The sequence below is a fragment of the Bradyrhizobium genosp. P genome (genome assembly GCF_049949265.1).
Classification (GTDB): domain Bacteria; phylum Pseudomonadota; class Alphaproteobacteria; order Rhizobiales; family Xanthobacteraceae; genus Bradyrhizobium.
Window position 1 is genome coordinate 7,882,082 of sequence record NZ_CP188195.1, and the last position, 18,016, is coordinate 7,900,097.

20 protein-coding genes are annotated in these 18,016 nt (G+C 63.1%); 14 read left to right on the forward strand and 6 right to left on the reverse strand.

From position 1 onward, the window contains the following. The first annotated feature begins 79 nt into the window (after nt 1–79). Both ACP2YO_RS37890 and ACP2YO_RS37895 read left to right on the forward strand, forming a co-directional pair. Nucleotides 80–1,762, forward strand: coding sequence for a SulP family inorganic anion transporter (locus ACP2YO_RS37890; RefSeq protein ID WP_426436160.1), 1,683 nt, complete (start codon nt 80–82; stop codon nt 1,760–1,762). Nucleotides 1,763–1,913: 151 nt separating this feature from the next. Next, complete coding sequence (locus ACP2YO_RS37895) at nt 1,914–2,270, forward strand: hypothetical protein (protein WP_426436161.1); 357 nt, start codon at nt 1,914–1,916, stop codon at nt 2,268–2,270. Between the two features lie 300 nt (nt 2,271–2,570). Here the strand turns inward: ACP2YO_RS37895 and ACP2YO_RS37900 are convergent, their stop codons facing one another. The 3 genes from ACP2YO_RS37900 to ACP2YO_RS37910 form a co-directional block, all read right to left on the reverse strand. Continuing rightward, nucleotides 2,571–3,677, reverse strand: a complete 1,107-nt coding sequence (locus tag ACP2YO_RS37900) for an amidohydrolase family protein (RefSeq protein WP_426436162.1) — start codon at nt 3,675–3,677, stop codon at nt 2,571–2,573. Between the two features lie 99 nt (nt 3,678–3,776). Further along, nucleotides 3,777–4,169 (reverse strand): hypothetical protein, encoded by a 393-nt coding sequence (locus tag ACP2YO_RS37905; RefSeq protein WP_426436163.1) that lies wholly within the window; start codon nt 4,167–4,169, stop codon nt 3,777–3,779. A gap of 34 nt (nt 4,170–4,203) precedes the next feature. After that, entirely contained in the window at nt 4,204–5,628 is a 1,425-nt protein-coding gene (locus ACP2YO_RS37910) for an FAD-binding oxidoreductase (protein WP_426436164.1), read from the reverse strand. A gap of 163 nt (nt 5,629–5,791) precedes the next feature. Between ACP2YO_RS37910 and ACP2YO_RS37915 the strand changes: the two genes are divergently transcribed. Continuing rightward, nucleotides 5,792–6,277 (forward strand): thioesterase family protein, encoded by a 486-nt coding sequence (locus ACP2YO_RS37915; RefSeq protein WP_426443412.1) that lies wholly within the window; start codon nt 5,792–5,794, stop codon nt 6,275–6,277. A 12-nt stretch (nt 6,278–6,289) separates the two neighbouring features. Here the strand turns inward: ACP2YO_RS37915 and ACP2YO_RS37920 are convergent, their stop codons facing one another. Then, nucleotides 6,290–6,463: a DUF1328 domain-containing protein gene (locus ACP2YO_RS37920; protein WP_426436165.1), complete on the reverse strand. Its 174-nt coding sequence runs from the start codon at nt 6,461–6,463 to the stop codon at nt 6,290–6,292. Nucleotides 6,464–6,747: 284 nt separating this feature from the next. Here ACP2YO_RS37920 and ACP2YO_RS37925 point away from each other — a divergent pair, with 284 nt between their 5' ends. The 7 genes from ACP2YO_RS37925 (at nt 6,748) to ACP2YO_RS37955 (ending at nt 12,840) form a co-directional block, all read left to right on the forward strand. Beyond that, nucleotides 6,748–9,372, forward strand: a complete 2,625-nt coding sequence (locus ACP2YO_RS37925) for an ATP-dependent helicase (RefSeq protein WP_426436166.1) — start codon at nt 6,748–6,750, stop codon at nt 9,370–9,372. Nucleotides 9,373–9,435: 63 nt separating this feature from the next. Beyond that, entirely contained in the window at nt 9,436–9,849 is a 414-nt protein-coding gene (locus tag ACP2YO_RS37930; protein WP_426436167.1) for a hypothetical protein, read from the forward strand. Then, the gene (locus tag ACP2YO_RS37935; RefSeq protein ID WP_426436168.1) at nt 9,849–10,511 is read left to right on the forward strand and encodes an OmpA family protein; all 663 of its coding nucleotides are present in this window, start codon (nt 9,849–9,851) and stop codon (nt 10,509–10,511) included. The genes ACP2YO_RS37930 and ACP2YO_RS37935 overlap by 1 nt, the downstream gene beginning before the upstream one ends. A gap of 29 nt (nt 10,512–10,540) precedes the next feature. Beyond that, on the forward strand, nt 10,541–10,735 hold the full coding sequence (locus ACP2YO_RS37940; RefSeq protein WP_426436169.1) for a type II toxin-antitoxin system HicA family toxin: 195 nt from the start codon (nt 10,541–10,543) through the stop codon (nt 10,733–10,735). A gap of 8 nt (nt 10,736–10,743) precedes the next feature. After that, nucleotides 10,744–11,034, forward strand: a complete 291-nt coding sequence (locus ACP2YO_RS37945) for a type II toxin-antitoxin system HicB family antitoxin (protein ID WP_426436170.1) — start codon at nt 10,744–10,746, stop codon at nt 11,032–11,034. A 124-nt stretch (nt 11,035–11,158) separates the two neighbouring features. Then, nucleotides 11,159–12,082, forward strand: a complete 924-nt coding sequence (locus ACP2YO_RS37950) for an ABC transporter ATP-binding protein (protein ID WP_426436171.1) — start codon at nt 11,159–11,161, stop codon at nt 12,080–12,082. Continuing rightward, nucleotides 12,079–12,840 carry an ABC transporter permease gene (locus ACP2YO_RS37955; protein ID WP_426436172.1) on the forward strand — a complete coding sequence of 254 codons (762 nt, stop codon included), beginning with the start codon at nt 12,079–12,081 and terminating at the stop codon, nt 12,838–12,840. Before ACP2YO_RS37950 ends, ACP2YO_RS37955 begins: the two co-directional genes overlap by 4 nt. A 117-nt stretch (nt 12,841–12,957) precedes the next feature. Here ACP2YO_RS37955 and ACP2YO_RS37960 read toward each other — a convergent pair whose 3' ends face one another. Further along, entirely contained in the window at nt 12,958–13,287 is a 330-nt protein-coding gene (locus ACP2YO_RS37960) for a hypothetical protein (protein ID WP_426436173.1), read from the reverse strand. Nucleotides 13,288–13,531: 244 nt separating this feature from the next. On the opposite strand from ACP2YO_RS37960, the gene ACP2YO_RS37965 reads away from it, so the two are divergent. The 4 genes from ACP2YO_RS37965 to ACP2YO_RS37980 all read left to right on the forward strand — a co-directional run bounded on the left by ACP2YO_RS37965 (nt 13,532) and on the right by ACP2YO_RS37980 (nt 17,249). Beyond that, nucleotides 13,532–14,470, forward strand: coding sequence for a spermidine synthase (locus ACP2YO_RS37965; protein ID WP_426436174.1), 939 nt, complete (start codon nt 13,532–13,534; stop codon nt 14,468–14,470). Further along, complete coding sequence (locus ACP2YO_RS37970) at nt 14,467–15,084, forward strand: fused MFS/spermidine synthase (protein WP_426436175.1); 618 nt, start codon at nt 14,467–14,469, stop codon at nt 15,082–15,084. Before ACP2YO_RS37965 ends, ACP2YO_RS37970 begins: the two co-directional genes overlap by 4 nt. Beyond that, nucleotides 15,085–16,041, forward strand: a complete 957-nt coding sequence (locus ACP2YO_RS37975) for a M28 family peptidase (RefSeq protein WP_426436176.1) — start codon at nt 15,085–15,087, stop codon at nt 16,039–16,041. A gap of 362 nt (nt 16,042–16,403) precedes the next feature. Next, nucleotides 16,404–17,249, forward strand: a complete 846-nt coding sequence (locus ACP2YO_RS37980; protein WP_426436177.1) for a L,D-transpeptidase family protein — start codon at nt 16,404–16,406, stop codon at nt 17,247–17,249. A 1-nt stretch (nt 17,250) separates the two neighbouring features. Here the strand turns inward: ACP2YO_RS37980 and ACP2YO_RS37985 are convergent, their stop codons facing one another. After that, nucleotides 17,251–17,673, reverse strand: a complete 423-nt coding sequence (locus tag ACP2YO_RS37985) for a hypothetical protein (protein ID WP_426436178.1) — start codon at nt 17,671–17,673, stop codon at nt 17,251–17,253. Between the last annotated feature and the right edge of the window lie 343 nt (nt 17,674–18,016).

Consider the following 18,016-nt stretch of genomic DNA (forward strand, 5'->3'; position numbering starts at 1 on the left):
AACCGAAGCCGCAAACCGACTCGACCAAAATTCATCTCGCTACAGCACAGCAGCAGCCGCCAGGAGAGAGACCGGAGCGATGGCCCAGGATCATTCACCACGCGCCAACTGGCCGATCTTCCGTTCGCTCAAAGCCTTCCGTCCAAGCGATCTGCCGGGCGACCTGATCGCCGGGTTGACGCTGGCCGCGATTGCGATCCCCGAGCAGATGGCGACCGCGCGGCTCGGCGGCTTCTCGCCGCAGATCGGCTTCTTCGCCTTCATGGCGGGATCGCTCGGCTTTGCGATGTTCGGCGCCAACCGCTTCCTGTCCTGCGGCGCTGACTCCACGATCACGCCGATCTTCGCCGGCGGACTGGCGCTGATGGCAACAGCCGGCTCGCCGGACTATCAGGCGCTCGCGATGGCGCTGGCGCTGCTGGTCGGTGCGATCATGATCGCCGCCGGCCTGTTCAAGCTCGGCGGTATAGCCAATTTGCTGTCGACGCCGGTGACGGTCGGCTTCCTCGCCGGCATCTCCGTCCACATCCTCGTCTCGCAACTGCCCGGCGTGCTCGGCCTTGCCTCGCCGGACGGACCGACGCTTTACAAGCTCGGCGTTCTCGCCGGCGAGATCGACAAGACCAACCCCTACACGCTGGTGACCGGTCTCGGCGTGCTGGCGCTGGTCGCGGGTGCGGAGAAAATCAGCGCGCGCATCCCCGGCGCGCTGATTGGTCTCGTCGCGGCGACCATCGCCGTGATCGTCGGCCATCTCGAAAGCAAGGGCGTCAATGTGGTCGGCACGGTGCCCGGGACATTACCGAAGCCCTCGTTTCCTGACATTGCGCCTGAGCGATGGGTCAAGCTGTTGTCGCTGGCGCTGCTGATCGCAATCGTCGTCATGGTGCAGACGGCGGCGACGACGCGCTCGTTTCTATCAGATCCCGACAAGCCGGCCGACGTCGACCGCGACTTCCTCGGCGCCGGCGCCGGCAGCGTCCTCGCGGGACTGTTCGGCGCATTCCCGGTCGATGCCAGCCCGCCGCGGACCGGCATCGTGTCGGAGACCGGCGGCCGGACCCAGCTTGGCGGGCTGGTTGCCGCGGCGATCGTGCTGGCACTGCTGGCGTTCGGCGCGACGCTGCTGCAGCACGTGCCGGACGCGGCGCTTGGCGGCGTGCTGCTGTTCGTCGCGCTGCGCATCATCCGCGTGACGCAGATCGTCACGATCTTCAGACAGTCGTTCTATGAATTCCTGCTGGTGGTGGCGACATCGGCCGCGATCATCGTGCTGCCGATCGAACAGGGCGTCGCCGTCGGCATCGCGCTGTCGCTGCTCCACGGCATCTGGACCACGACGCGTGGCCGGCTGGTCGAATTCGTCCATGTCCCCGGCACCACGATCTGGTGGCCGTCGGGCCCGCATGTCACCGGCGAACACAAGCCCGGAATCGCCGTCGTCGGCTTGCAGGCCCCGCTGTCGTTCCTCAACGCGGAAGCCTTTCACGGCGCTGTGCTCAAGGTGATATCAGCAGCGTCACCGAAGCTATTGGTGATCGAGGCCAGTGGCGTGGTCGAGATCGATTTCACCGCGGCGCAAGCCCTGCACGACCTATTCCGCGAGTGCCGCGAGGATGGGGTGACGGTCGCCGTCGCGCGGCTCGAATCGGCGCGCGCGCAGGCTGCGTTCGAGCGCTTCAAGCTCTACGACGTTCTGCCGCAAGATCGCGTCTTCCGCAGCGTCGACGAAGCCGTGCACGCGCTCGGCGCGCAGGCTTAGAGCGTATCCTCATAACGTCGGCTCTCGGGAACACAGCCGACGTCCTATGCTCCGGTCCGGGATTTTCTGGCTTATGACCCAATCCGGAAACGGGCAAGGTCAGGCGGTTCGACGAACCTCCTGGAAGCTCTCAGGCTAACTGCACGGGCCCATGATCATCGCAATGATCACCGTGCGGATGGTGCAGCCGGCCGTCTACGAGATAGTCTACGTGATCGCCATGCGGCACCGCTTCGTGTCCGCAATGTGGACCGTGTACATGCGAGCAATGGACGTCAGGTGTGCACTTCACGGGATTTGTGGCATTGACCGCGATAGCGTGCTCATCCACGTGATTCTCGTGCATATGATGGAGATGGCCGTCATGAAGATAGTCCAGATGGCCATCATGGCGGATCGCCGTGTGCCCGCAACCCGGACCATGCCTATGGGAGTGGTTGTCGTGGTGCTTCTCGGTACATGTGGCCATTCGCGATGTTCCCTTCGGTTGTTTGAGTTCTCTCGATAATCGATTCCATCATGAAAATAGTTGCCAGGGCCAGCGCGCCAAAGTGCCCCACAACTCAAATTGAAATACGTAATGTTATAGCGTTGCTCGCAGCGAGGCATCACCACGCGGGGGCCCAAGGCCGGCATGCTTCCATGTCGGATACGACGTGCGCCTTCGAGGATAAAACCGACGTGACGAATTCACGAGTACACGCCCTGGCCGGAGCAATTCACTTCGGCTCCCCCTCCATGCGCGCGCTCGGTGGGCAGGCTAGACAATGTGTCTCATCGCATTACCGAACGCGGAGATGACAGACGTTTAGGCAGTGAAATTCAACAGTCGTGCCGCGGTGCGGCCGAGGATGTCGGCCCTGTGGTCGTCGGAAAGCGAGTCCGATGCGAAAATATGGTCGACCGGTTGCAACTGGAATGGATAGGGATAGTCGCTGCCCAGCACGACCTGAGCGGCGCCGACCTGGGCGACCAGATGCCGGATCGCCTCAGGCGTGAAGATCACCGAATCGAAATAGATCTGCTTGAGATATTCCGTCGGCGCCTTCTTGAGCTGGATGTTCGGATTGCAGCTTTTCGGACTGACCAGACAGGCATGGTCCGATCGATCGGCGTAGGACGGCAGGTAGCCGCCACCATGGGCAGCGATCACTTTGAGCTTTGGAAATCGATCGAACGTTCCCTCGAAGATGAGGTGCGAGAGCGCGATCGTTGTTTCCAAGGGATAGCCGATCGTGTTGGTGAGCCAACCGTTGCCGGCCAATCTCTTCGCAAGCTCGGGGATGCCCGTCGGATGAATGAACAGGGGCACGCCGAGTTCTTCCGCCTTGGCCCACACCGGATGAAATTTCGGATCGGAAAATGCGTCGCCGTTGACGGCGCCGCCGATCGCGGCTCCCTTAAGCCCCTGTTTGCTGACCGCGGTTTCGAGTTCCTGCACGGCGAGATCGGGCGCCTGCAAAGTGAGCGAGGCGAAGGCCGCAAACCGGTCGGGTTTGGAGGCGCAGAGTTCAGCCAGCTTTTCGTTCTGCAATTTCACGATCTGTGCGGCAAGATCGCGCTCGCTGCCATACCAAAATGGATTGATCGACAGCACTTCCATGTCGACGGCCTGCGTGTCCATCGCGGCGAGCCGCTTGTCGATCTCGATGAAGGCCACGGCCGCGACCTCGGCGAATGGTCGTCCGTCAACCAGCGAGGCAGTGCTGGCGCCGAGCAGTGCACCGGCTTCGCGGAACTGGCAATGGGCGTGCACGTCGATCGTTTTGACCCGTTTGCCGCTGACCATGACGGGTAATTTCTGCCGTGTCGGCTGCTGGGCGTGCGCCCCATGCGAGAGACCGCAGCCGCAAAAGACGATGCCGGTGGCGGCAGCAGCCCCGCCCGCCCTCAGAAAATGACGACGCGTGGTCATGACAATTTCCTCCAGAGTTTGCCGATGATATCGATGCTGCGACCGCGAAGCTAAAACCGACGCAACCAATTCACGGGTACACGCCCTGGCCGGAGCAATTCACCCCTGCTCGCCCTCCAGCGTCGGATGCTCCTTCAGCACCTCGGCCTTGATCGAGCTCGCGTGAATCGCGCGGAACAGCGCCCGCGCCGTCTTCATGTTGTGAGCCTTCATGCAGAGGCCGACGATCTCGCGTACCGCGGCGTCGCGCACCAGTTCGTCTGAAATTTTCATCGCGATCGCCATCGCGGCCTTGGCGGCGCGCTCGTAGCGTTCGCGTTCGGGCTGAAGTTTCTGCGGCGCGCGGCCGTCTGATGTGCCGATCTTCTCGGCGCAATCGGCGGCCGCGCGGCAGATCGCGCGAATCCTCTGCGCAGCCTCGATGTCGCCGAGTTGTTCGGCAACGGGTTCGTCCCAGACCTCGACGCGCTTGGCCTTGCTGAACCACAACATCGCCACATCCTGTGGCCGGAAGATCGCAGATGAACTAGACCGCCGGGACGATCTTTCCGGGATTGAAAATATTCTGCGGATCGAGAGCGCGCTTCAGCGCCCGCATTGCGTCGAGTGCCTCGGAGCCGAGTTCGGCCTTCAAATATTTCTGCTTGCCCTGGCCGATGCCGTGCTCACCGGTGCAGGTGCCGCCCATCGCCTGCGCGCGTTCGACGAGCCGATGCATGAAATCCTCGCCGCGCGCCATCTCATCCTTGTTGTCGATGTCGCAAACCAGCGAGCAGTGGAAATTGCCGTCGCCGACATGGCCGACGATCGGCGACAGCAGATTGAGCCGTTTCAGATCGTCCTCGGTCTCGGTGACGCAGTCGGCGAGCCGCGAGATCGGCACGCAGACGTCGGTCGCGACCACGCCAATGCGGTCGCCGGGGCGTAGCGCTTTCACCGACCAATAGGCGTCGTGCCGCGCCTGCCACAGCTTGGTGCGGTCTTCCGGCTTGGTGGTCCACGTGAAGTCGCCGCCGCCGCATTCGGCCGCAATGTCCCTGAAATTCTTCGACTGCTCGGCGACCTCGACCTCGCTGCCGTGAAACTCCAGCAGCAGCAGCGGCGTCTCCGGCAGCGTCAATTTCGAATAGGCATTGCACGCCCTCACCTGCTCGGCGTTGAGCAGTTCGATCCGCGCGACCGGGATGCCGGTTTGAATGGCCAGGATCGTCGCCTGGCAGGCGCCGCGCACCGTCTCGAATGAACAAGCCGCCGCCGCGATCGTCTCGGGGATGCCACGCAGCTTGATGGTGAGTTCGGAGATGATGCCGAGCGTGCCTTCGGCGCCGACAAACAGATGCGTCAGGTCGTAGCCGGCGGAGGATTTCTTGGCCCGCGTGCCCGTGGTGATGATCTCGCCGTCGCCGCGCACGACTTTGAGCGCCAGCACGTTCTCGCGCATGGTGCCGTAGCGCACGGCGTTGGTGCCCGAGGCGCGGGTCGAGGCCATGCCGCCGAGCGAGGCGTCAGCACCGGGATCGATCGGGAAGAACAGGCCCTGGTCGCGCAGATGCTCGTTCAGTGCCTTCCGGGTCACGCCGGGCTGGATCACGCAGTCGAGATCGTCGGCGTGGACTTCCAGCACCTGGTTCATGTCGCGCAGATCGATGCAGACGCCGCCGGCCGGGGCGTTGACCTGCCCCTCCAGCGAGGTTCCGGTGCCGAAAGCGATCACCGGCACGCCGTGTTTGGCACAAATCCGCACCACGTCCTGGATATCGGCGGTTTCCTGGGCCATCACCACCGCATCCGGCGCCTGGGTCGGCAGCCATGTGGTGGTATGGCCGTGCTGCTCGCGCACGGCCTGCGATGTCACGAGCCGGTTGCCGAACCGCGCCGCCAGCGCATCGATGACACCCTTCAGGGCTTGCGGCTCGGGTCGCGTCAGATTGCTCGAAATCGTTGTCGCCACGTCAAGTTTCCTCCGGCTTTGAGAGGACCGTGGCAAAGCTTCTATAAGGGGTCAAGAGAGCATGACTTGAAAAAACGGGCGCCGGCCTTTCAGAATAGCTCATGCTCAAACCGCACCAAACAGACAGGGATGGATCATGACGTCAGTGACTGCTGCCCGGGAGATGCCACTTCCGCCCGCCCCATTCAAATCCTCGGTGATGCAGATCGATCCGCAATGGATCGACTATAACGGCCATCTCAACATGGCCTACTACAATGTGATGTTCGACCGCGCCGTCGACGAAATGTGGCTGCAGATCGGCATCGGCCCGGCCTACATGAAGGAGCGGCACTGCTCGACCTTCACCGCCGAATGCCACGTGCGCTACTTAAGGGAAATCCATCTCGGCGACCCCGTGCAGGTCTCGGTCACTCTGCTCGGCGCCGACGAAAAGCGGCTGCACACCTTCCAGGAGTTGCGCCACGCCACCGAAGGCTGGCTCTCGGCGACCTCGGAAAACATGTCCTTGCACATGGACATGACAGCGCGGAAGGTGGCGCCCTTTCCGCCGGATATCCGCGCCCGCGCTCAGGCGATCGTGGACAGCCACGCGGCCCTGCCGCGTCCTGAGGGTATCGGCCGTAACGTGGCGATGCCCTCGAGATAGACTGTCGTCGCACTAAACCCGTGTGCGGCCGCGTGCCAATCCGACCACCGCCGACACCAGGAACAGGATGATGGCGATGAAGAAGATCGCCTTGGCGATTTCGATGGAGGCGCCCGCGACACCGCCGAAGCCCAGAATGCCCGCAATCAGGGCGATGACCAGGAACGTGACGACCCAGCTCAGCATAACCACACCTCTGCTTCGTTTCGCTTGCTGCGACCAGCTGACGCCGGCGCATGAACTGGAGAAATAATCCGGCCGCGAAATGCTGGTTCCTGACCGTGAAACCGCGAAATTTTCGCCGGTTTTTGGAACCAGGGCGGCGGTGAGCCGGCTGTGGAGCCGTTCCCGCGCGATCCGATAAAACCTGTCAAAACCGCCGACGAGGCCCTATATCGCCTTCAATCCCTGTTAAGAAGGCTCCCTTTCACCGTCCCGCGGTGCCATCGTGGGGCGGAGACGATTCGCGGATGACCGAACCGAGCAAGCTGCCTATTCACGGCGTTCCCGAGCACCAGCCTTTGGCTGGCGGCATCGCCGCGCGTGCGCGGGCAGCCGCCGGTCCGCAATATCTCAACGGCCTCAATCCGGAACAGCGCGAGGCGGTCGAGACGCTCGACGGCCCAGTGCTGGTGCTCGCCGGCGCCGGCACCGGCAAGACCCGCGTGCTGACCACGCGCATCGCGCATATCCTGAGCCAGGGCCGCGCGCGGCCGCAAGAAATCCTGTCGGTGACCTTCACCAACAAGGCGGCGCGCGAGATGAAGCTGCGCCTTGGGCACATGCTGGGTCAGGCCGTCGAAGGGATGCCGTGGCTCGGCACCTTCCACTCGATCGGCGGCCGCATCCTGCGCATCCATGCCGAGCTGGTGCAGCTCAAATCCAATTTCACGGTGCTCGACGTCGACGACCAGGTGCGGCTGCTGAAGCAGCTGCTGCAGGCCGAGAACATCGACGACAAGCGCTGGCCGGCACGGATGCTGGCAGGCCTGATCGACGGCTGGAAAAACCGCGGGCTATCGCCGTCGCAGGTGCCGGCCGGCGAGGCTGCCTCGTTCGGCAACGGCAAGGGCGGCAAGATCTACGCGACCTATCAGGAGCGGCTGAAGATCCTCAACGCCGCCGATTTCGGCGATCTGTTGCTCGAGAATATCAGGCTGTTTCGCGAGAACCCCGATGTGCTCAAGCAATACCAGAACCGCTTCAAGTTCATCCTGGTCGACGAATATCAGGACACCAACGTCGCGCAATATCTGTGGCTGCGGCTCTTGTCGCAGGCGCCGTCGCGGCCGGGTCGGTCTCTCTCCGAAGTCATTCCGGGGCGCATCGAAGATGCGAACTCCGATGCGCAATCGCGCATCGGAGAATCTCGAGATAAAGAGGACTCAGCTCGAGATTCCGGGTTCGCGCCTGACGGCGCGCCCCGGAATGACGGTGGAAACGCCGCCTCTCAGCCTCCCCTCAAAAACATCTGCTGCGTCGGCGACGACGACCAGTCGATCTACGGCTGGCGCGGCGCCGAGGTCGACAACATCCTGCGCTTCGACCACGACTTTCCCGGCGCCAAGGTGATCCGGCTCGAGCGCAATTATCGCTCCACCGGGCATATCCTCGCCGCCGCCTCGCATCTGATCGCGCATAATGAGGGACGGCTCGGCAAGACGCTGCGCACCGAGGATGTCGACGGCGAGAAGGTCACCGTAACAGGCTCCTGGGATTCGGAAGAGGAAGCGCGCGCGATCGGCGAGGAACTCGAGGAGTTGCAGCGCGCGGGCGAAAACCTCAACAACGTCGCGATCCTGGTGCGCGCCTCGTTCCAGATGCGCGAATTCGAAGATCGCTTCGTCACGCTCGGCCTGCCCTATCGCGTGATCGGCGGCCCCAGATTCTACGAACGCGCCGAAATCCGCGACGCGTTGGCCTATTTGCGCACCATCAACTCGCCGGCCGACGACCTCGCCTTCGAGCGCATCGTCAACGTGCCGAAGCGCGGCCTGGGCGACGCCACCGTGCAGATGCTGCACGATCATGCCCGCAAGCGCCGCATTCCGCTGTTCGAGGCGGCGCGCGCCGTGGTCGAGACCGACGAATTGAAGCCGAAGGCGCGCGGCTCGTTGCGCGAGCTCGTGATGCAGTTCGACCGCTGGCGTGCCCAGCGCGAGGTCACCTCGCATACCGAGCTCGCCGAAATCGTGCTCGATGAGAGCGGCTATACCGAGATGTGGCAGAAGGACCGCTCGGCAGACGCCGCCGGCCGGCTTGAGAACCTGAAGGAACTCGTGCGCTCGATGGAGGAGTTTGAGAACCTGCAAGGCTTTCTCGAGCACATCTCGCTGGTGATGGACCGCGACGGCGACGCCAGCGACGAGGCGGTGTCGCTGATGACGCTGCATTCGGCCAAGGGCCTCGAATTCGACAACGTGTTCCTGCCGGGCTGGGAGGAAGGCCTGTTCCCGAGCCAGCGCACGCTCGACGAACAGGGCCGCGCCGGGCTGGAGGAGGAGCGGCGCCTCGCCCATGTCGGGCTGACTCGCGCCCGCCGCCGCGCAAAAATCTATTTTGCCACCAACCGCCGCATCCATGGCACCTGGTCGACCACGATCCCTTCGCGCTTCCTCGACGAGCTGCCAGCGCACAATGTCGAGATCACGGAATCGAAGGGCGGCTCCGGCTGGGGCGGCAGCGGCGGCTATGGTGCGTCGCGCTTCGACAATCTCGAATCGTTCGGCTCGAGCTATTCGACCCCCGGCTGGCAGCGCGCCCAGGCCAATCGCAACCGCGGCGGCCAGGCGCGCGGCGGTGGCGGCGATCGTGGCGGGTTCGAGGAACGGCAGTCGTCGTTTTCGGGCGGAAGAAGCGATGCCTCGGGCTCATCCCGCGGCTTCGACCGAAGCAAGCGCGGCCCTATGATCATCGAGGGCGAGCTGGTCGCCAAATCGACCGGCACGGTGTCGGAATTCTCGCTGGAAGACCGGGTGTTTCACCAGAAATTCGGCTACGGCCACGTCGTCAAGATCGACGGCAACAAGCTCACCATCGCCTTCGAGAAGGCCGGCGAGAAGAAGGTGGTCGACAGCTTCGTGGAGCGGGCGTGACGAAAGTCACTCCTCTCTTCGTAGCCCTTGACCATCGCTGATTTCATGGGTTCAGATGGCCCCATGGTCCGGGGAGGGTTTTTCCTTTTTGTCATCGCGCTCACCGCGCCGTCGCTGGCGGCCGCGGAGACGATGAGCTTTGGCGATGCGGCGGCAGCGCTTGCCAGGAGCTGCGGCGCCGACATCACCGCCAATTGCCGTGGCGTCAATCTCGACGCCAACCGCCTCAAGGAGTGCCTGTCACGCAACCGCGACGTGATATCGGCCGATTGCAAGGCGGGCTATCCCTCGGCGCTCGATGCGATCCAGAAGCGCATCGCCGCGCGCGTCACCGTCGCCAATGCCTGCAGGCTCGAGATCGTCAGGGTGTGCGGCGGCTCGACCAAGGAAACCAGCAAGTCGGTGCCCTGCCTCGTCACGGCAAAGGGCGCGAGCCGCAATTGCACCCAGGCGATCAATGATGCGGGGTATCGGTGATGCGCCCGCTGATGCGAGGTCTGCGCACGGTCGGCCTGCTCGGTGCGCTGATGCAGCTGGCGACACCGCTCGCGCAGGCGCAGACGGCCGTGACACGCGACGATGTCATCGCCAAACTGAATCATTTCGAGACGCCGGTGACGATCGATCTTCCCGCGCTGCGCCAGCAGGTGCTCGAGCGGTCGCGCTCGCGATCGAGGAACGAACCGCCGCCGCAAAAGCGGCCGCCGATCGCGCCCGACCTGACCACGGCGCCGACGTTCAACGCCGACATCCAGTTCGACGTCGACACACCGATCGTGTTGCCGGCGTCCTACGAGACCGTCGGGCGGATCGCCGATGCGCTGACGCACGCGTCGCTGCTGCCCTACAATTTTCTGATCGTCGGCCACATCGAATCGACCGGCCGGCGCGAGAACAATGTGCTGCTGAGCCAGCGCCGGGCCGACGCGATCAGGGACATCCTCGTCAACACCTTCAAGGTCGCCCCCAAACGCCTGCAATCGATCGGGCTCGGCGAAGAACAACTGCTCGACCCCGCCCATCCCAACGCGCCTGCTAACAACCAGGTGCAGATCCTGACTGTCTCCAAGGTGGCCGACACCGAGCCGCCCGCGCACCCGGCGCCGGCTGCCGCCAAGAAACCGGCGAAGAAGCGATAGACCGGCAACTTCAACAATCACGGCAGCCAATGCTAACCGGCAGTCGCGACATCATTCGGCGCCTGGAACGCGAAGGATGGACGCTGGTCCGGGTCTCTGGCTCCCATCACGTGTTCAAAAAGCCCTCTTCCGGGGAAACCCTCGTCGTTCCGCACCCCAAGAAGGACTTGGGAAAAGGCCTTGTACGTGCCATTTATGAGGGAGCGGGTTGGCAGCCTGACTGAGGTAGATTTTGACTCACTACGTCGCCGTTATTGAGGACGCGGGACCGGACCACGCCATAGGCGTCTGGTTTCCGGACCTTCCCGGCTGCACATCCGCTGGTGACGACATTGACGAGGCGTTACGCAACGCGCCGGAGGCCCTGGAGTTGTATGCGGGGGTCCTCGAGGAAGACGGCAAGGAACTGCCGCGCCCGAGGACGCTGACCGAGTTGAGGGCCGATCCGGAAGTGGCCGATGATCTGAAAACCTACATGGTTGCATTGGTCGAGTTGCCGGTTCGAGCCCACGCCGCAGAATAGATTTTCTATTCAGCCGGGTGATTGCAGAACGGATTAAGCGTCCCTATCTGCCGTTAACCCCCGTCCCCGCCTCCCCGGGCCGCCGCTTCGCGCGCGCCCCCATCCCCCACATCATTGACCGTCCATGTCGTCGATCATTTCCGTTTCCAATCTCTCGAAAACCTACGGCTCCGGCTTCAAGGCGCTTGATAACATCAACCTCGACATCTTCAGGGGTGAGATCTTTGCGCTGCTGGGGCCGAACGGCGCCGGCAAGACCACGCTGATCAGCATCATTTGCGGCATCGCCAATCCGAGCCAGGGCAAGATCCTGGTCAATGGCCATGACATCATCACGGACTATCGCGCAGCGCGGGCGATGATCGGGCTGGTGCCGCAGGAACTGCACACTGACGCGTTCGAGACCGTGTGGGCCACCGTCAGCTTCAGCCGCGGCCTGTTCGGCAAGCCGAAGAACCCCGCCCATATCGAGAAGGTGCTGAAGGACCTGTCGCTGTGGGACAAGAAGGACAACAAGATCGTCACGCTGTCCGGCGGCATGAAGCGCCGCGTGATGATCGCCAAGGCGCTGTCGCACGAGCCGCAGATCCTGTTCCTGGATGAGCCCACCGCCGGCGTCGACGTCGAGCTGCGCAAGGGCATGTGGGAGGTGGTGCGCACGCTGCAGGCCGCCGGCGTCACCATCATCCTGACCACGCATTACATCGAAGAAGCCGAGGAGATGGCCGATCGCATCGGCGTCATCAACAAGGGCGAGATCGTCCTGATCGAGAACAAATCGACCTTGATGCAGAAGCTCGGCAAGAAGCAACTCACGCTGCAACTACAGAACAGGCTCGACGCCGTGCCGCCTGATCTGGCCGCCTACAATCTCGAACTGTCCGGCGACGGTCGCGCGGTGACCTACGATTACAACACCAAGGGCGACCGCACCGGCATCACCAGCCTGCTCAGCGACCTCCGCAATGCCGGCATCCGGATTTCGGATCTCGACACCAGGCAATCCTCGCTTGAAGACATTTTCGTAAGCCTCGTGAGGGCGCCATGAATTTCCGCGCAATCCAGGCCATCTATCTGTTCGAAATGGCGCGCACCTGGCGCACGCTGCTGCAGAGCATCGTCTCGCCTGTGGTGTCGACCTCGCTCTATTTCGTGGTGTTCGGCGCCGCGATCGGCTCGCGCATCACGCAAGTCGAAGGCGTCAGCTACGGCACCTTCATCGTGCCGGGCCTTGTGATGCTGTCGGTCCTGACCCAAAGCATCTCGAACGCCTCGTTCGGCATCTACTTTCCGAAATTCGTCGGCACGATCTACGAAATCCTGTCGGCGCCGATCTCCCACTACGAGATCGTGATCGGATATGTCGGCGCCGCCGCCACCAAGTCGATCATCCTCGGACTGATCATCCTGGCGACAGCCGGACTTTTTGTGCCTTTGCATATCCAACATCCGGTCTGGATGCTGACCTTCCTGGTGCTGACCGCCGTGACCTTCAGCCTGTTCGGCTTCATCATCGGCATCTGGGCCGACGGCTTCGAGAAGTTGCAGATGATTCCGATGCTGGTGGTGACGCCCCTGACCTTCCTCGGCGGCAGCTTCTATTCGGTGAACATGCTGCCGTCGGGTTGGCGGACCATCACGCTACTCAATCCCGTGGTCTATCTGATCTCCGGCTTCCGCTGGAGCTTCTACGAGATCGCCGACGTCAGCGTTGCGCTGAGCCTCGGCATGACGATCGGATTCCTGGTCGTCTGCATGGCCGTCGTGGCGTGGATCTTCAAGACCGGCTACCGGCTGAAGAACTGAGCCCTGTAGTCCGCTGAGATCTGTAGCCCGGAAGAAGCGGAGCGCAATCCGGGTCACGGGATGCGGTGGTAGCGGTCCCGGATTTCGCTTCGCTCCATCCGGGCTACGATCCTATGCTTACCGATAGCAGCGGAAATGGCCGTAGCTGTTGTAGTAGCCGCGGCAGCGATGGCGCCAGCCGTGGTTCGGCAGCCCGAGGACGCCGTTGACCGCGCCCATGGCGCCTCCGACACCGGCGCCGACGGCTCCGCCGACCACGCCGCCAACCGGTCCGGCGGCTCGATTGCCTTCATAGGCGCCTTGCTGGGCGCCACGGACGATGCCTTGGGCATGGCCGGCATGGGGGAGAGCCAGCAGCGTAAGCGCAAGGGCTGCGGTCGCGAGCAGGGGCCGCGCAAAATGGCCGGCAGGGACGACGGCCGCGGTCTTAACCTTGGTCTTGTTCATCTTGCTTCCTTCAAACGCGACGCGATTGCGTCGCCGGGCGGGAATGTGAAACGCCCCAGCGGCCAAATGGTTGCGCCCCAGTTCCCAACCAGGACAAACGCCCCGCAGCCCACGAGGGATTGCCGGGCTTTTTCTTTAGGCCGGAATGCCTCCTGTCCCAGGCACTTTCCCTGTTCCCGTCAGCCGCGATGGTCTATGAATCGCCGCCATTCATCCTTCGGTTTTTCAAGGAAGCCCTGTTTTGATGTTGATCCGGCCAGCATTACTCGGCGCGCTCGCAGGCGCATTCCTCGGCATTGGCGCGGTGTCCGCGCAGGAGAAAACGACACTGCTGGAATCGCGGGAGTCGCTTTACAACAACATCTACGTGTATCAGCGACCGCCCTATGTCATCATGACGTTCGGGCACAACAAGCAACTCTACACCGAGAGCGTGCTCGATACCGGCGACGACCGCGTCTTGCCGGTGCCCTATACCCGTTTCATGACCTTGTCGCTGATCTACGCGAAGAACGTGAATTCGATCCTCGAGATCGGATTCGGCGGCGGCCGCGTCGCATGGTACCTGCACCGCTTCCTGCCTAATGTCAGTATCACCTCGGTCGAACTCGACCCCGCGGTGCTGGCGCTTTCGCGGAAATATTTCGGGATCAGGGACGAGACGAACTTCATCCTCGAGGCCCGTGACGGCCGCCTGTTCCTTTCGCAGTCAAAGGACAAATACGACATTATCCTGATCGACGCCTATCGCGGCCCCTTCGTGCCGTTCCATCTCATGACCAAGGAATTTTATCAGATCGTCAAAGACCATCTCGCCGATGGCGGCGTCGTGGTGCAAAATGTCGATCCCGACACCATGTTGTTCGATTCCGCCGTCAAAACCATCGGCGCGGTGCTTCCGCAGATCGAGCTCTACAAGACGAACGACACTTCGGACGATAACCTAGTGACCGTCGCCTATGACGGCGCGCCACGCAAGGCGGAAGACCTCGCCACAGCCGCAAGCGAGCGCGACAAGGCTTACGGCCTGCGCTATCAGCTCGCCGGCATGCTGGCCGGACGCAAGCGCATCGACATCAACGATACGCAGACGATCAGCGCCAAGGCCAACGTGATGACCGACGATTTCGCGCCGGTCGATACGTTGAAAAGCATCGAGCAGCATAACAGGAAGTTGCCTTGACGCCGTCCCGCTCGCTCGCGCCGACCATCTACCTCATCGCCTTCATTGCCGGCGGCGTTCTGATGGGTTTCGAGATGCTGGGCAGCCGCTATCTCTTTCCCTATTTCGGCGGCGGCATCGGCACATGGGCCAGCCTGATCTCGACGGTTCTCTGCGCGCTCGCCATCGGCTATTTTACCGGCAGCGCCATCGTCGACCGCTATCCGTCGCGGCGCGCCATCGGCGCCGCCATCCTGGTCGCGGCTTGCTGGCTCGCGCTGGTGCCGGCAACCGCCGACGTGATCATGCGGAATATTCTGAACCATATCGGCGACGGCCCCGCCGCGACGCTGTCAGCCTCAACCGCGCTCCTGCTGGTTCCGCTGGCACTGCTCGGCACTTTCTCGCCGATCGCCGTCGGCCTGCTGACCAGATCGGCCAATGAGGCCGGCCGCGTGGCGGGACGGGTCTACGGCGTCTCTACCATCGGCAATGTCGCCGGCACCCTGCTGACGACGTTCATTCTGATTCCTTCCATCGGATCGCGCAACATCACCTACATCTTCGCGGTGATGCTTGCGATCTGCGCCGCGTTGCTATTTATGGCGCCTGCACGGCAGCCAACCGAGGTCTGAATGATGCTGCAAAACCTCCGATTCCAGATCGTCTTCGTAGCCGCGCTGCTGCTTCTCCAGCCCGGGCCGCTTCGGGCCGAGGTCAATGCCGACCAGATCAAGCTTGAATCCTGGGACGGCAAGCGTGCGCTCGCCACGATCGTGGACTTGTTGCGATTCACCCCGCGCGCGATGGAGACGCCCGGACACCAGCAGGCCATCGACTACATCATGGCCGAGGTGAAGAAGACGAAATTCGAGAACATCATGACCCAGCGCTGGCGTGCGAGCGAGGCCGGCCGCACCATGGCGATGACCAACATCATTGCCCGTTTCAACCCCGCAAATCCGCGCCGCGTGATCGTCGCCACGCATTACGACAGCATCATCAAGGCCTATCGCGATTCCGAACATCCGGACGCGCCGATGCCCGGCGCCAACAATTCCGCCTCCGGCGTCGCTGTGCTGCTGGAGACGGCGCGCGTGTTGTCGGAAATGCGTGATGCGCCGCCGATCGGGATCGACATGATTTTCTTCGACGGCGAGGAGGGCCCGATCTCGATGGGGGCCGGCGATCCGAACTTCCACTCGATCGGCTCGCCGCACTTCACCGAGCACCTTGCCGAATTCTATCCGAATGCCAGGCCGGAGAAGATGCTCGACTTCGACATGGTCTGCGACCGCGATCTGCACCTGAAAGCCGAGCAATCCGGGCTCCACTCGGCGCCAGCGGAGGTGAAGAAGTTCTGGGACATCGGGATGAAGATCGCGCCCGGCGCCTTCGAGAAGCAGCCGGCACCCTACGCGATCGACGATGACCACACCGCGTTTCAGCTCGCGGGCATTCCGAGCTTTGTCGTGATCGATTTCGAATACGAGCCGTTCTACAACACCACCGAGGACACGCCCGACAAGTGCTCGGTGCAAAGCCTGGAAGCGGTGGGGCGCACCTTGTTGAAGTATCTTTACGTGCCCTGAGCGGACCGGCCGCCAGATCAAAGCGATCGAGGAGCTGGACGCCCTGCAATGCGAGGCCGTAGGGCCCGCTTTCGCGAGGCGGACCAGAGCCTTGCAGACGCAGAGAAATCACAATTGGAGTGAGTTTTTGGGGGGCTCTGTCAGGGGGTTCCCCCCGCCCAGCCGGGGCCTAAGCTGTGGCCGGCGCTCGCGAAAAAGTCAGCACGCCGTGACTGACAAACCCGTCTTCGGCCTTGTTTGCGCCGCGCGCCGGATTAACGATGGGCTGGTACGCCACTGGAACCAAAGCCGGATTCCGTGCATATTGAATGCCGGGGACGGAGAGCCGCGGCGCCGCGATCAGGCTTGGAGGCCAGGGTAAAATGCGTTCGTTCCTCATTGCTTTGACCAGTGTGATGCTTTTCACGGCCGGCGCTGCGCAGGCGAAGGTCGACATCACTATCGACAAGGACAATCAGCAGATGACCGTCGCGGTCGACGGCGTCGCACGCTATCACTGGCCGGTCTCGACCGGCATCCCCTCGCGCGAAACGCCGAACGGCAGCTTCCGCGCGTTCCGCATGGAAGAGGATCACTTCTCCAAGGAATTCGACGACGCGCCGATGCCGCATTCGATCTTCTTCACCAAGATCGGGCACGCGATCCACGGCACCGACTCGGTTGGCCGCCTCGGCACGCCGGCCTCGCACGGCTGCGTGCGGCTGTCGCGCGACAACGCGACCACGCTCTACGCGCTGGTCGAGAAGGAAGGCGTGCTCAATACCACGGTGACGTTGACCGGTTCGGCGCAGGTCGCCTTGGCGCGCAATCCACGTCCGCGCAACGACACCGCCGTCGCCCGCCGTGCGCCGCAGCAGTATGACCAGCAGGACAGCGCCGTCGGCGAGCCCGTGGTGCTGACGCCACAGCCGCGCGAATATCCGGCACAGGCGCGTGCCGACGATGGCTATATCTATCCGGCGGACGGCAGTTCGAGCGACCAGCGCTACCCGGCGCCGCCGTCGTCGCGGACAACCCGCCGGGTCTACGACGCGCAAGGCTATGGTCAGCAAGGCTACGGTCAGCAAGGCTATGCTCAACAGGGCTATGCGCAGCAGGGCTATGGCCAGCAGCAGTACTACGGCAACCAGGGCTACGCGCCCGCGCCGCAGGGCTACTACCAGCCGCGGTCCTATTATCAGCAGCCGCGCGGCTACTATCAGGACTGAGTTATCTGAACGCACGCTCGCCGCGTTCGGATATCTTATGGACAGCGTCGACGAAGGCACGGGCGACCGGCTCGAGTATTTCTGGCCCGGTGGCATCGAGATCATCGGCCGGCGTATGAAAGCTGTGATGCCGGCCGGCGAGCCCGAGGAAGTTCGGGTAGCCCGCAGCATGCACGTCGCGCAACTCTCCGATCGCCTGCTTCTCCGCGACCATTCGCTTTGCGTCGATCCCGGCCAATGTTTCGCCGGCGAGCGCAACGGCGGACGGGCTCAGCACCAGCGCACGTTCGCTGTCGACCCGATCGGTACGGGCACTCCCCTGCGCGGCCTCGGTGAAGCCGTTGCATGCATTCGAGGAGCCGAAATGCACCCAGGCGAGCGTCTCCTTCGGCGGCGGGGCGCCATACTTCAGGAACAGCTCCATCCCGCCATGGCCGATCTCGTGGCCGACGGTTGCAACGAAGATGAAATTGCCGCGCCACCAACACGACCGGCTGGAACTCGACGCGAAAACCTGCGGCCTTTAGTTCGCCAGCAATCCAGTCGGTGGTGGCGCGGTCGCCCGGCGAGCCGAACCGATGCAGGCCGAATGAGGCATAGCGTGCCACGTCCTGATAGAGGCTCTTTCCGGGCAGAACGTCCTCCGCTGCGGCCGAATGTTCGAGCGTCATTGCCGCCACCATCGCGATCAGAACACGCCATCCTGCCATTTGATCATGTCCCGGGATCATGTCCCGGCCATGTGTTGCTTCCCCCGCATTATGACC